General features: G+C 65.3%; 12 protein-coding genes. 4 read left to right on the plus strand and 8 right to left on the minus strand.

The genetic code is table 11. From position 1 onward, the window contains the following. Window positions 1-56: 56 nt before the first annotated feature. Genes GT590_RS00080 through GT590_RS00090 form a run of 3 tightly spaced genes read left to right on the plus strand, consistent with a single transcriptional unit; the run spans window position 57 to window position 1281 of the window. Entirely contained in the window at window positions 57-635 is a 579-nt protein-coding gene (locus GT590_RS00080; protein ID WP_114516493.1) for a TetR/AcrR family transcriptional regulator, read from the plus strand. Window positions 636-665: 30 nt separating this feature from the next. Then, complete coding sequence (locus GT590_RS00085; RefSeq protein WP_009305229.1) at window positions 666-953, plus strand: nucleotidyltransferase family protein; 288 nt, start codon at window positions 666-668, stop codon at window positions 951-953. Then, a complete protein-coding gene (locus tag GT590_RS00090) occupies window positions 943-1281 on the plus strand; it encodes a DUF86 domain-containing protein (RefSeq protein ID WP_009305231.1) in 339 nt (112 codons plus the stop codon). The genes GT590_RS00085 and GT590_RS00090 overlap by 11 nt, the downstream gene beginning before the upstream one ends. A gap of 81 nt (window positions 1282-1362) precedes the next feature. Here the strand turns inward: GT590_RS00090 and GT590_RS00095 are convergent, their stop codons facing one another. The 4 genes from GT590_RS00095 to rpoN form a co-directional block, all read right to left on the minus strand. Further along, the gene (locus tag GT590_RS00095) at window positions 1363-2280 is read right to left on the minus strand and encodes an electron transfer flavoprotein subunit alpha/FixB family protein (RefSeq protein ID WP_114516492.1); all 918 of its coding nucleotides are present in this window, start codon (window positions 2278-2280) and stop codon (window positions 1363-1365) included. 10 nt (window positions 2281-2290) lie between these two features. Further along, the gene (gene fixA / locus GT590_RS00100) at window positions 2291-3058 is read right to left on the minus strand and encodes a putative electron transfer flavoprotein FixA (RefSeq protein WP_009305235.1); all 768 of its coding nucleotides are present in this window, start codon (window positions 3056-3058) and stop codon (window positions 2291-2293) included. A gap of 78 nt (window positions 3059-3136) precedes the next feature. After that, a complete protein-coding gene (locus GT590_RS14730) occupies window positions 3137-5179 on the minus strand; it encodes a sigma-54-dependent Fis family transcriptional regulator (RefSeq protein ID WP_015761437.1) in 2043 nt (680 codons plus the stop codon). Window positions 5180-5209: 30 nt separating this feature from the next. Next, window positions 5210-6634 carry an RNA polymerase factor sigma-54 gene (rpoN, locus tag GT590_RS00110; RefSeq protein ID WP_009609088.1) on the minus strand — a complete coding sequence of 475 codons (1425 nt, stop codon included), beginning with the start codon at window positions 6632-6634 and terminating at the stop codon, window positions 5210-5212. 196 nt (window positions 6635-6830) lie between these two features. Between rpoN and GT590_RS00115 the strand changes: the two genes are divergently transcribed. Further along, a complete protein-coding gene (locus GT590_RS00115; RefSeq protein ID WP_009609080.1) occupies window positions 6831-7259 on the plus strand; it encodes a GNAT family N-acetyltransferase in 429 nt (142 codons plus the stop codon). A gap of 48 nt (window positions 7260-7307) precedes the next feature. Here the strand turns inward: GT590_RS00115 and GT590_RS00120 are convergent, their stop codons facing one another. From GT590_RS00120 to GT590_RS00135, 4 genes are read right to left on the minus strand one after another with little or no spacing between them, the layout of a single operon-like run. Continuing rightward, a complete protein-coding gene (locus GT590_RS00120; protein WP_009609094.1) occupies window positions 7308-8105 on the minus strand; it encodes a TIGR03084 family metal-binding protein in 798 nt (265 codons plus the stop codon). Between the two features lie 13 nt (window positions 8106-8118). Continuing rightward, the gene (locus tag GT590_RS00125; RefSeq protein WP_009609067.1) at window positions 8119-9294 is read right to left on the minus strand and encodes an acyl-CoA dehydrogenase; all 1176 of its coding nucleotides are present in this window, start codon (window positions 9292-9294) and stop codon (window positions 8119-8121) included. Window positions 9295-9321: 27 nt separating this feature from the next. Next, a complete protein-coding gene (locus tag GT590_RS00130) occupies window positions 9322-11910 on the minus strand; it encodes an AMP-binding protein (RefSeq protein ID WP_009305241.1) in 2589 nt (862 codons plus the stop codon). A gap of 21 nt (window positions 11911-11931) precedes the next feature. Continuing rightward, window positions 11932-12786 (minus strand): enoyl-CoA hydratase/isomerase family protein, encoded by an 855-nt coding sequence (locus GT590_RS00135; RefSeq protein ID WP_009305242.1) that lies wholly within the window; start codon window positions 12784-12786, stop codon window positions 11932-11934.

The raw sequence follows: 12786 nt of genomic DNA on the forward strand, positions 1-12786 counted from the left end.
TCCTCTACAATGAGGGAAACGACCGGATCCCGAGCTTCCGCACGCGGGAGGTGCGCATGGGCAACAAACCCGTCATCAGCAAACAGCAGATCCTCGACACCGCCTTCGCGATTGCCAGCGAATCGGGTCTTTCCGGGCTGAGCATCCGCGAGGTCGCGCGCGCATGCAATGTAGCCGTGGGCACCGTGTACAACTCCTACCCCACCAAATACGACCTGGTCAACGACGTGGTAGGACGATTCTGGAACGAAGCGCTGGCCGACAGCATGCCCGGAGCCATTGCCGGCGATGACTTCATCGGCTTCTGCGAGGGGCTTGCGCTCCAGCTGTCGGGAGCGCTGGCGAGGTTCCGCGACGACTGGCTGACGGAAGTCGCCGCGCTCGACGCGAAGGGCTTGGCATCGGCGCGCAAGCGCGAGGAGGCGTGCTTCGCGCACATCCGCCGCGGCCTCGTGGTGGCGCTCGAACGCGATCCGAACGTGGCGCACGACCGCCTGCTGGGAGCGCTGGCCCCCGAACCGCTGTGCGCGTTCGTCTGGGGCAGCATGCTTTCGTCCATCAAGCGAGGCGACCCTCGATGCGAAACCCTGTTCGCCCTGTTGCGCCGCACGCTGTACGAGCCCCCATTCGCATGAGATAATGCAACAATACGAAAGGAGGCCAACATGCTCGATATAGCCACCATCTCCGAAAGCGTGAACAATGCCGCGCATGAATTTCCGATCAAAAGGGTCGACCTTTTCGGATCGTATGCGGAAGAACGTCAGACCGAAAAAAGCGACGTCGATCTATTAATCGAATTCACCTCGATAGCCGTTTCGCTCCTCCTGCTTGCATCGCTGCGCGATCGGCTGGAGAAGGATCTTGGCACATCGGTCGACATCGTGCATGCGCCCATTCCCGATGGCTCTATATTGGATGTGGGAAAAACGGTAACGCTCTATGAACAATAGAGATCGAACCGTCGTCGGCAAAGTGCTCGACGAAATAGCCATCGCCGAATCGCTCATGCAGAACGAGGATCTCGCTTCATTCCTCGAAGATGAGAAGCTCAAGCGTGCCGTATGCATGACGGTTATCAACATAGGGGAACTCGTTAAAAATCTTACCGAGAGCTTTCGCCTTATACACGCCCAGGTGCCCTGGAAAGCCATTGCCGGCTTTCGCGACATAGCTGCGCACAAGTATCAAACGTTGCGCATGGAAGACGTATACGCAACCGTCTCGGACGACTTTCCGTCGCTTCGCACGATGCTAGAAGCCATACTGGAAAACGAATAGCGATCACATTCAGTCCCCTGCCATCCCGGGAAAAGGACGACAGGGGACCACTTTCGCTACAATGGGAGGCTAACGGGTCGTTTAGAGAGCTGCGAGCACGGGGAGCACTTTTTCCAGGTCGGCTACGAGGCCGAGGTCGCAGTGCTTCATGATCGGAGCGTTCTTGTCCTTGTTGACGGCCACCACGAACTGCGATTCCGCCATGCCCACGGTGTGCTGCACCTGGCCCGACACGCCGAGGCCGATGTACACGTCGGGCTTCACGACGGCACCCGAAACGCCCAGGTAGCGACCGTGCGCCATCCAACCCTCGCCCTCGGCGATGGGGCGCGTGCAAGCCGTCTCGCCGCCGATGCGCGCCGCGTACTCCTGCGCCTTGCCTAGGTTCTGCTTGTTCTGGATGCCGCGGCCCACGCACACCACGACCTTCGCGGAGCCGAGGTCGACCACCTCCTCCTGCTTCTCCTGGCGCCCGACCAGCTTGATGGGACCGGGCTCGATCGACGCCGCCGCGCGCTCCACCGTGCCGGCAGCCGGCGCTTCGTCGATCTCGAACACGCCGGAGCCCACGAGCACGATCGCCATCCCCCGCGCATGCTCGACGCGCTCGGCCGCACCGCCGTACGCCATGTGCGCCGCCTCGACGCCCTCGTCGTCAAGCTTCACGCGCGACGCGTCGGTGACCACCGGCACGCCCAGACGCACGGCAAGGCGGCCCGCCACGCACTGCGTGCGCTTCGACATGCGCGCCAGGATCAACGTCGGCTGCTCGGCTTGGACGACCTCCTGGAACGCGGGAACGCAGTCCTCGTACAGCGCACCCTCGGGAACGGCGCCGACGTGCATCACGCGCGCACCCCACGCCGCGATGCGCTGCGCGTCGGCCTCGTCGCCGGCCCACAGCGCAACCGGCCTCCCTCCCAGCGCCCGCGCCCCGCTGCACAGCTCCTCGTACGCTTCCGCCGTGTCGGCGAACACCGCAATCGTCTTATCGCTCATGGATGCCTCCTTACAGCCGCTCGCGCACGCGTGCCGCGAACGCCTGGATCGTCTCGTCGTCATCGCCTTCGAGGATCTCGCACGCGCGATCGCGCTGCTCGGGCGCAAGCGTGCTCACCACGTCGATGGCCTCGTCAAAGCCGTCGAAGCCCACATCTTCGAAGGAAAGAACGCGCGAGGGCTTCTTGCCCGCGCCCAGGATGTCCTTCATCGAGGGGATGCGCGGGGTGTTCATGTCGGCGACCACCGACAGCACGGCCGGAAGCGGCACGTCGAGGCGCTCGACCACCGCGCCCACCGTGCGCTCGACATGCGCGACGCCGTCGTCGAGCTCGATGGAGCTGACGGCGTTGACGGTAGGAAGCCCCAGCAGCTCGCCCAGCTGCACGCCTACCTGCTGCGCATAGCGGTCGGCCGACCCCTCGCCGCACAGCACCAAGCTCACGTCGTCCAGCTGCTTGACGGCCGCTGCGAGCACCCGCGCCGTCACCGCCGATCCGGCCTCGGGCAGCGACGCGTCTTTCACCGCCACGTTCTCGTGCGGCCCGCGCGCGAGGATGGCTTTCTTCAACTTCGAGTCCTCCACCGGATCGCCCCCGGCGGTCAGGCTGACAAGCGACGCGCCGGAAGCCGACGCCAGCTGCGCGCCGGCTTCCACGGCGTTGAGGTCGTAATCGCCGATTTTGAGCGCAGCGCGCTCGAACGACAGCGTGCGATCGGCCTGCACGACCGCGTCCTGCTCGTCGGGCACGATCTTGTAGCACACAACGATGTTCATGAATCACTCCTTTTGCTTCTCGGGAATGCGGTTCCGCACCTTCGAAAAGCAAAAAGCGTGCCAGCCTGCCCAAGCGCTCTAGAACGCGTCGTCCATGCTTTCGAGCACCACGCGAACGCGCAGGTGAAGGCGGTTGAGCAGCTCGGAGAGCTCTTCGTGCGTCAATCCGAGCTGCCGCCCCACCGCCGCGAGGTCGCCTTCGTGCTGCGCGAGCAGCGCCTGCACAAGATGGCGCTCCTCCGACACCGCATCGTCCTCGACGCCCTCCCGCATCGCCCCCGCATCCTGCTGCACGGCCACGGCGGCGTGGGCTACCGGGCCGTCCGGCATGGCGTTCGCCGCATTCGCGATATGGGGCGGCAGCGAATCCACGGTGACGTTGGCGCCCTGGCCCTGCATGATCAGGCAGCGCTCCACGATGTTGCGCAGTTCGCGCACGTTGCCCGGCCAGCTGTAAGCCTGCAGCGCCTCGATGGTCTCGGCGGGGAAGGGCGTGCACGGCACCTCGAGCACCGAGGAAAGCTGCCCGTTGAAATAATCCACCAGCGGCGGGATGTCGGCGGAGCGCCGCCGCAGCTGAGGCAGGCGGATCTCCACAAGGCTCAAACGGTAGTACAGGTCGCTGCGGAACTTCTTCTCGGAGATCAGACGCTCGATGTTCTGGTTCGTCGCGGCGATCACGCGCACGTCGAGCGTCTTCGCGGTGTTCGATCCCAGCTTCGTGACGCTCTGCTCCTGCAGCACGCGCAGCAGGCTCACCTGCATGTCCACCGGCATCTCGCCGATCTCGTCGAGGAACAGCGTGCCGCCGTCCGCGAACTCGAACTTCCCCACCGCGCCCGTCTCGCGCGCCCCGGTGAACGCCCCGCCCTCGTAGCCGAACAGCTCGGTGGCCAGCAAGTCGCGCGGCAGGGCGCCGCAGTTGATGGCCACGAACTCGCCGGTGCGTCCGCTGCGACGATGCAGCGCGCGGGCCACCACTTCCTTGCCGGTGCCCGTCTCGCCCAACAGCAGCACGTTCGTCTTGATGGGCGCGACCTTCTGCACCATGCGGTCGATCTTCTTCCACTCCTCGGTTTCCCCGATGTAGTCCACCTTGTCGCCGGTCGGCATGACTGCGGCGTCGCTGCGCCGGCCGGTTGCGCTGCGGGCGTTGCGCTCGGCTTCGTTGCCGTCTTCGAACACGAGCATGACGAACGGCTCCTGTCCTTCGACCTCCACCTTGCCGTGCCGCACGAGGTTGAGCTCGTGCACCGCGCGCGAGCGCCCCTTCTTGAATCGGATGGGCAGCGGTGCCTCCAGCTTGTCCGGCAGATCGAGCACGTCCTGCACGGAGAAGTCCTTTCCCAGATAGGCGCCGAGCGATTGCGAGCCGTACGAATACTGCTCCCAGCCCGGGCAATATGCGCGCATGCCCGCGTTGCCGCCCAGGATGCGGCCGTTGGGGTCGATCAGAAGCACCGGGTGCTCGTAGGCCAGCATAAGCGGTTTGAAGAAGTCGACCGTGGACAGCAAAGCGCCCGCCTTCGCACCGGCGCGATGCAAGTCGTTCGTCAACGAGACGCCGATGCGGCACAGCTCGAGCGCGCTTTGCGGCAAGACGGCGAACGGGCTGTTGATGTTCATCGCGCCGTAGTACTTTCCCGCGGCATCGAGGTAGGGAACCGACACGCCCGAATATGTTTGCACGATGGCGCGATAATGCTCGAACCCGTCGACGCGCACCGGCTTCTTCTCGTAGGCCACCAGGGTGGCGTTGCCGGTGCCCACCTCCTCTTCGCGCGTGAACGTGCCGAACGTGCGCGGATACACCGCCAAGGGCGACATCAGCTCGAACACGAAGTTCTCGCCGTCCATCAACGACACGTTGCAGCCCAGCATCTCCTTCAGAAACTTCATCACCGGAGCGGTCGATTTGAGCGATGCCGCGAAACGCTGCCGCTTCTCTTCCAGCAGCGCGACGTTCTGCTCGGTGAAATCGCTCGACCATGGGTTCACGCCGGCGGCGCGGCATCGAAGCCATGAGCGAGCTATTTCGGGGCGCACCTTGTCTTCGAGGATGGTGCCCGTGCTGACGAACGTCTTCCAGGCCTCTATCGCGTGTTCTTTTCGATATACCACGTACGCTCCCCTCCCTTTCGATCGAGTACCTTACCGTCTTCGCTGCGACTGCCGGCCGATGCCCAGCGCCTCGCGGTACTTCGCCACGGTTCGCCGTTTGATGTCCACGCCCTCGCCGTTCAGGATGGCGGTGATCGTCGCGTCGCTCAAAGGCGTGCGACGGTCCTCTTGGGCCACCAGGTCTTTGATGCGGTCTTTGATGGCAAGCGACGACAGCGCATGGCGGCGCTCCTCGGCCGTGCAGGCGACCGAACTTGAGAAGAAGTGCTTGAGCGGGAACACGCCCCACGGGGTGAGGGCGTACTTGTCCTGCACCGTGCGGCTGATGGTGGACACATGCACGCCCAGCGCATCGGCGGCCTGCTGCATGGTGAGCGGGCGCATCCGCGCCTCGCCGCCCATGAAGAAATCGTATTGGACCTCGGCCAGATACACGCCGAACCGATGGAGCGTCTGGCGCCGTTGGTCGATGTTCGCCAGCGCTGCATCCGCCTCGGCGCGCTTCTCGTGCAGCCACTCCCGCGCCTCGTCGTCCATGCCCCCGCGCTGCTCCATGCGGTCGTAGGATCCGTTGAGCACCAGCGTTTCCGACAGCTCGCCGGTAACCTGCACCGAGAAGGCCGTGCCATCGCGCCTGATGGTGATGTCGGGGATGACGTACACGGTGCCCTTGCGCTGCGAGAAAGACGAGCCCGGGCGAGGGTCGAGCGTGCAGATGACCTCGCGGATGGCGGCAAGGTCGTCGATGGTCAAATGGTAGACGCGCATGAGCTTCGTCGTGCGGTTTTCGGCGAGGTCGTCCAGCCCGGTGCGCAGCATGTCGCGAATCACGTCCGCATAGGGAAGGCCGTCGTCGATTTGCAGCGCAAGGCATTCGGCCAGATCGCGCGCGCCCACGCCGCGAGGCGACAGCTGCTGCACGAGCTCGAGCAGCCGCTGGCCGTCCTCTATCGAGCGCCCCGCTTCGGCGCAGAGCGCATGCATGCTGCCGGAGAAGTACCCGTCGTCGTCGATGTTCTCGATAAGGGCGTCGAGCAGAGCGCGGTCCTCTTCGCCGACGCGCACGCCCGTCAGCTGCATGCGCACATGGCTGTGCAGCGTTTCCGTTTGAGAGCACTCGTCGCGCAGACGGGCCAGGTCGAACCCGCGGGCATCCCAGGCGATCGCCGACGGCGGGCGCGCATCGAACCCCTCGGCAGCCGTTTCGGCATCGGCCGCAGCGTCGCCGTCCTCCTCGTCGGGCAGCTCCTCGAACGAGAGGGAACCGTGATCGTAGTCGAAATCGAGCAAGGGGTTGCGCTCCACCAGGTCGCGCACGTACGCGTCCAGGCGCGCGACCGGCAGCGACAGCACCTCGAGGCCCTGGATGGCCGTGGGAGCGAAATGCTGCTTGGTCCGCACCGAGACGTTGGAGCGCGCCTCCATGCGTACGGCTTGGCTCGGACAATCCGACATGCAACCCCCTTGCTGCGACGCGCTTCGGCCGCTTCCCCTCGACAGCCGCGCGATTTCACCGACGAGCGGTGCTCATGCTCTCATTTTAAGATGATTCCGTGAAATTTTCAACCAATTATGCGATATTATAAACTCTAGCACGATTTTTGCTAATTGTTTTACTAATCTATGGAGAAAGCTCAGGAAGGACCCCTTCATGACGTGCGATCCATCAACCCCCACCATCCGCGAAGCTACCCAGCAGGACGCCGCCGCCATCGCGCGCCTGGCCGAAGACGCCGGCATGGGCACGCTCACCCCGCGCGGAACGTCGTACGTCGCGCTGGACGGGGACCGCATCGTCGGGTTCATCCGCATCGTCGAAGCCGAAGGCGATCGGTACGTCAGCCCCATCGTGGTGGACCCGCAGGCGCGCAGGCTGGGCGTGGGACGCGCGCTCATGCAGGACGCTCGGACACGCTACGGCGCGCTGCTGTTCGTCGCACGCGGCCCGGCGGTTCCGTTCTACACGGCGCTGGGATGCGAGCAGGTAGAGCGCGAGCGCATTTCGCCCGACCTCGGCGAAGACTGCGACACCTGCCCCGATTTCGCCGCCTGCCGCCCCGTCCCCATGATCTACCGGTAACGTCCTGAAGGGGGTCGCCCCCCCCCTCAGGACGGTTTTGCGAACGACCTAGCGCGGGTTCTTCGCTTGCGGCGCGGGATCGGCGGGGCCGGCGTAGGTCTGCACGATGCCCGCGTAGGTGCGCGCCTCGTCGCCGACCACTTCGAGGCCGGTGTCCATCCAGTTGCGGCGGCGGATGGCCACGAGCGCCCAATCCTTCGCCGAGCCCTTGATGTAGTTCTTATCGTTCGGCTCGCCCTTCGTCCACAGCTCGCCCGACGGAAGCGTCAGCTCCAGGTACATCGGGATCTCGGAATCGAACGCGAGCCCGTTCACGTTGTACATGTTAGGACGGCCCTGCCACGAAAGGAACAGCGTGGACGTGATGCGTTCCTTCACCACAGGGTCGATGCCGAGCGCATCGTAGAGGTCCACGCTGTGCGCCCACAGCTCCATGAGGCGCGCCGACGCGAGCGACCGCACGGACATGTGCGGGATGCCTGCCGCCCACGGCACGCGGCCCTTCGGGCCCAGCTCCAGGAAGGATGCCGTCATGAGCGTGCGCTGCTCGCGCCACCAGTTCAGGATGTCGGCGCCGCTTCGGTCGCGAAACGCCATGACGTGGTAGTGCTCGTCCTGCTCGGATGCCGCATCGGCCACGGCGTTCACGCTCTCGCCGCGCCCGGCCAGCAGCTCCACCGCGCAGTAGTCGAAGAACGCGATATGGCAGATGACGTCCTTGAACGTCCAGGTGGTGCAGTACGACGCCATGCGGTTCCAGTCGTCCTCGGTGAAGTCCGCCACGAGGGCGTCGACCAGCGCCTGCTCGGCGATAAGGTCGTCCACGGGATTGAAGATTTCAGGCATGATGAAGTCCTTTCTATTCCTGGAATTGCTTCTGGATCGCTCGGCCGGCGATGTGGATCATGATCTCGTCGGTGCCGGCTCCGATGCGGTAGACGCGCTGGTCGCGCCACAGGCGCGAGATGCGGCAGTCCTTCGTGTAGCCGATGCCGCCCATCACCTGCAGCGCGGTGTCGCACACCTCGAAGGCGGCGCGGCCGCAGTACAGCTTCGCCACGGCGGAATCGATCTGCACCGACTCGCCGTTGTCGATCTTCCAGGCCGTCTTGTACACCCAGTTGCGCATGTTCTCGATCTTCAGGTACATGTCGGTGATGTGCTCTTGGATGAGCTGGTTCTTGCCGATGGGCTTGCCGAACTGGATGCGCTGGGTGGCGTAGCGCACCGCGTCCTCGAAGGCGCACTGGGCCGCGCCGAGCGATTGGGCGCATGCGATGAGGCGCTCCACCTCGAAGTTCACCATGGCCTGCATGAAGCCGTTGCCCTCGACGCCCACGAGGTCCTTCTCCTCCAGCTCCACGTCCTGCATGTGCAGCTCGCAGGTGTTGCCCATGTTCCAGCCGATCTTCTCCAACGGCTCGATGGAGATGCCCTGAGCCAGGTTGCCCTCGTCGTCGTGCAGCGGCACCCACCACATGGAGAAGCGGGAGCGGTTGGCGCGATCCTCGGGATCGTCGTCGGCATCGCGCGCCACGCATAGCATGTACTTGGAGTTCACGGCGTTCGTCATGAACGATTTGCTGCCGTTCAGGTACACCTTGCCGTCGCGGCGCTGGTACGTGCTGGCCAGCGACGAGCTGTCGGAGCCCGCGCCCGGCTCGGTGAAGCCCAGCACGAAACCGGGCTTGCCTACCATGACCTCGGCGAAGCACTGCTCCTGCTGTTCGGGCGTGCCGTACTCCGTCATGTCCTTGAGCGCGCACAGGTTGCCGTACACGTAGATGGGCGCGCCGTTCTTGCAGATGCGCTCGGACACCAGCATGAGCGTGGTCACGTCCACCGGGGTGCCGCCGAACTTCTCGTCGACGCCCAGCATCTGGAAGCCGTTCTCCAGCAGCGCGTCGGTGAACTCCTGGGGCCACACGTGCTTCTCGTCGCACTCCTTGAAATACTGCTCGGTGCCGTAGCGCTCCATGAGCTCGTCGACGCTGTCGAGCAGCAGCTGCTGCTCATCGGTCAAGCTGAAATCCATCCCGTCGTTCCTTTCCTTCGGTTCTCCCTAGCGTTGCTCCATGAAATACCGGTAGGCATCCCCGGCGCGCTCCCTGCGCACCCTGCCTTCGCCCATCAGATGGTCGAGGTGGGCCAGCGTTTCGCACACGACGATCCACCGCTGGATGATGGGTATCTCCTCCCAAGCGGCATGCGGAATGTTCCACGTGATGGACTTAGCAAGTTCCGTGCCAGTCATGCCGGGGCGCTCCTCGAGCTGCGCGGCGATCTCGTCGAGCCGCTGCCGATGATGCCGCTGCAGCCAGGCGATGCGCTCGGGCATGGCCTCGGCCTGGCGCCGCGGGTCGACGAACCCGTGCCCCATGCAGGCGAACTCCACGGGCAGCTGCGCCACCTTGTCCAAGCTGCGCAGGTAGTCGCCCAGGGAATCCGCCTCGCCGGGGAACGGCGCCATGTTGGGCGAGCTGTTCATCAGCAGGTGGTCGCCGTAGAACATGACCTTCTGATCGGGCAGGTACAGGCATTGGTGGCCCGGCGTGTGCCCCGGCGTGTCGACGGCGCGCATCCGGTAGCCGCCGTAGCGCAGCTCGTCCCCGTCGGCCAGGTTCGCGAAACGCTCCGGCATGGGCCACTCCACGCGCGGGATGAGGCTGGCGTCGGTGCGTTCCAGCTCGTCCAGCTCGTCCGGCGGAAACCCCTCGCACGAAAGCCGCGCCTTCACCGTGCCGCGATACGAGCTGGCACCGCGGCCGCGGAACAGCTCTTCGTCGCGCGCGCTCAGGTATACACGCGTGTCTTCGTGCGCGATGGCCGCGATCAGGCCCAGATGGTCGATGTGGAAGTGTGTGGCGAACACGTCGGTGCGCGCCATGTCAACGCGCAGATCCTGCAGCGCCGAGCGCAGCACCTCGTACGACGCCTCATGGCTGACGCCGGTATCGACCAGCAGGTTGCGCTCGTCGGTGGCGATGAGGTAGGCGTTCGTGTAGCCGATGGGCGTGCCGCCCGAGTAGGGCACCTGGATGAGGTAGATGTCGGGATCGCTGCGAAGCTTCTCGTGGTGGCGCGGCGCGGCCTGCTCCTTGCGCTCGTCGAAGTACGCCACGATATCCTGCTTGCGCACCTTGCCCGCGCTGTCGCGCTTCATGTCGTCCATGAACACCACGTAGCGGGGCTTCTTGTAACTGGAAATATGGTTCTTGCAGTGCGTTTGCACCTCGGCGGCCGTGAGGTTCGAGCCCTCGCGCGGCTGGATGACGGCGGCCACGGCCTCCCCCATCACCGGGTCGCTCGTGCCGAACACGAGGCAGTCGTCGATGGCGGGGTGCGTGCGCAGCACGTTCTCCACCTCGGCGACGAACACGTTCTCGCCGCCCGATTTGATCATATCCTTCTTGCGCGACCGCACGTAGTAGTACCCATCCGCATCGCGCATCATGAGGTCGCCCGTGCGCAGCCAGCCGTCGGGCGTGAACGCCTCGTCGGTCAGGTCGGGCTGGCCGTAGTAGCCCTGCATCACCGACCGCGACCGGAACAGAGCCTCCCCCACTTCGCCGTCGGGCACCTCGTTGCCGTCCTCGTCCACCACCTTCATCTCCACGTGCTTCATCGGCCGCCCCACGCTCTCCAGCAGGGGCGAATCGGCCTCTAACATGGCCCGTGTGATCTTCAGGCTGCTGCCGGCGCCGCTTTCCGACTGTCCCCAGCCGTAGTTGAGCACCGCGTTGGGGAACTTGTCGTAGATGGCTTGGATGATGGGCTTCGTGGTGGCTCCGGCCGCGCTTTGCACGAGCCGCACCGAGCTGAGATCGCACTGGTCGATGGTGGGGCACCGCAGAAGGCGCAGGTACGTGGTAGGCGGCAGCAAGATCATGTACGTCACGCGGTAGAACTCGATGAAATGGAGGATCTGCTCGGCGTTGAACGCCTCGCAGATGACCAGCGTCGCCCCGGCCGCGAACGCGATGGTGAACCAGCTGTGGCCGCCGTGGTGCTCCAGCGGGCACTGGATGAGCACCACGTTGTCGGGATCGTCGCCGATGCCGTTGGAATCCATGATGGCGTCGAGCTCCACGAGGTCGGCTCCGTGGGTGCGTGCGGCTCCTTTCGGCAGGCCCGTGGAGCCGCCCGTGTACTGGATGCGCGACAATGCGTCGGGGTAGCGGAACAGCGGGGGCTCGGCGGTGCTGCGGCCGGCGCGCGCCCGCTCCAGATCGAGCGCGCCGGACACCTCCCCGCCTGCGCTGACCAGCGCCACGTCGGACGTGAACGATTGCGCCGCCTCGGCAACCGACGCGGCGAACTGGCTGGCGAACACGAGCACCTCGGCCCCGCTGGCATTCACCAGATAGGCGACCTCGCGCGGGATGAGCTTGTAGTTCAGCGGCACGGCCACCGCCCCGATCTTCTGGACAGCGTAGTACAGCTCAAGGAGCTCGGGGCAGTTCGGCAGCAGGTAGGCCACGCGATCGCCCGGCCGCACGCCCAAATCGCAGGTGAGCACGCCGGCCATCTGGTTGATGCGATCGTTCATGGCGCGGTAGGTGATCTCGCGTCCGTCGAACACGACGGCCGTTTTATCGGGATGCGCCCGAACGCTCGCCAAGAACGGTTCCGCTACGTTGTACTGGGCCATATCGTCTCACCTTCGCAGGGTTCAGCGGGCAAATTTCTCCATGGTGGCGGCGTACGCCTTCGTGGTCGTGCAGAACGGCGACGCCGTCGATTCGGCTTCCAGGCACGCTTCCAGGTTGCCGTCGGCCAGCGCGTTCATGATGTTCTTCGTAAGGTGGATGGACGCGTCGGGCATCCCCGCCAGCTGGCGCGCGAACCACAGCGTGTCGGCTTCGAGCGTTTCCGTCGGGAACACGCGGTTCACCACGCCCCAGTCGTACAGCTGGAGCGCGGGGATCTTGCCGCCGAAGAACAGCAGCTCCTTAGCGCGCTGCGGCCCCACCAGGTCGGGCAGCAGCTTCATCATGCCCATCTCGGGCACGATGCCGATCTGGCAGAACGCCGGCACGAACAGCGCGCGCTCGGACGCGCATACGAGGTCGGAGGCGCACACGAGCGCGAACGCCCCGCCCACGGCGTAGCCGTCCACCATCGCGACCACCGGCTTCGACATCGTGCGGATGGTGCGAACCACGGCCAAGTACCGGCGCAGCGTCTTGCGCGCGCCCTCGGGGCCCGGTTCGAGGGCGGGCCCCTGGTCGAGATCGCCGCCGCTCGAGAAATCGTCGCCCGCGCCGCGCAGCACCACCACGCGCACGCCGTCGTCGACGTCCGCCGCGCGCAGCAGCGCGTCCAGCTTGGTCATCATCTCGCCGGACAGGGCGTTCTTCTTGCGCGGCTGGTTCAGATAGACGACCTCGATGCCGCCTTCGAGACGCTCGGCGTACACGACGTCGCGCTCGGGAGCGCAGGCGAAGGACGCGTCGGATCCGACGGCTTCGGCTGCTTCGCTTGGGATGACGGGTCGATTGACGGGTCGTTCGGTTATGACACTCAC

The sequence above is a fragment of the Eggerthella sp. BIOML-A1 genome, assembly GCF_009875595.1.
GTDB lineage: Bacteria > Actinomycetota > Coriobacteriia > Coriobacteriales > Eggerthellaceae > Eggerthella > Eggerthella lenta.

What these genes read in the sequence shown, in the direction of transcription:
- GT590_RS00080 (WP_114516493.1), top strand. Translation starts at nt 57, where the DNA reads ATGGGCAACAAACCCGTCATCAGCAAACAGCAGATCCTCGACACCGCC.
- GT590_RS00085 (WP_009305229.1), top strand. Translation starts at nt 666, where the DNA reads ATGCTCGATATAGCCACCATCTCCGAAAGCGTGAACAATGCCGCGCAT.
- GT590_RS00090 (WP_009305231.1), top strand. Translation starts at nt 943, where the DNA reads ATGAACAATAGAGATCGAACCGTCGTCGGCAAAGTGCTCGACGAAATA.
- GT590_RS00095 (WP_114516492.1), bottom strand. Translation starts at nt 2,280, where the DNA reads ATGAGCGATAAGACGATTGCGGTGTTCGCCGACACGGCGGAAGCGTAC.
- fixA (WP_009305235.1), bottom strand. Translation starts at nt 3,058, where the DNA reads ATGAACATCGTTGTGTGCTACAAGATCGTGCCCGACGAGCAGGACGCG.
- rpoN (WP_009609088.1), bottom strand. Translation starts at nt 6,634, where the DNA reads ATGTCGGATTGTCCGAGCCAAGCCGTACGCATGGAGGCGCGCTCCAAC.
- GT590_RS00115 (WP_009609080.1), top strand. Translation starts at nt 6,831, where the DNA reads ATGACGTGCGATCCATCAACCCCCACCATCCGCGAAGCTACCCAGCAG.
- GT590_RS00120 (WP_009609094.1), bottom strand. Translation starts at nt 8,105, where the DNA reads ATGCCTGAAATCTTCAATCCCGTGGACGACCTTATCGCCGAGCAGGCG.
- GT590_RS00125 (WP_009609067.1), bottom strand. Translation starts at nt 9,294, where the DNA reads ATGGATTTCAGCTTGACCGATGAGCAGCAGCTGCTGCTCGACAGCGTC.
- GT590_RS00130 (WP_009305241.1), bottom strand. Translation starts at nt 11,910, where the DNA reads ATGGCCCAGTACAACGTAGCGGAACCGTTCTTGGCGAGCGTTCGGGCG.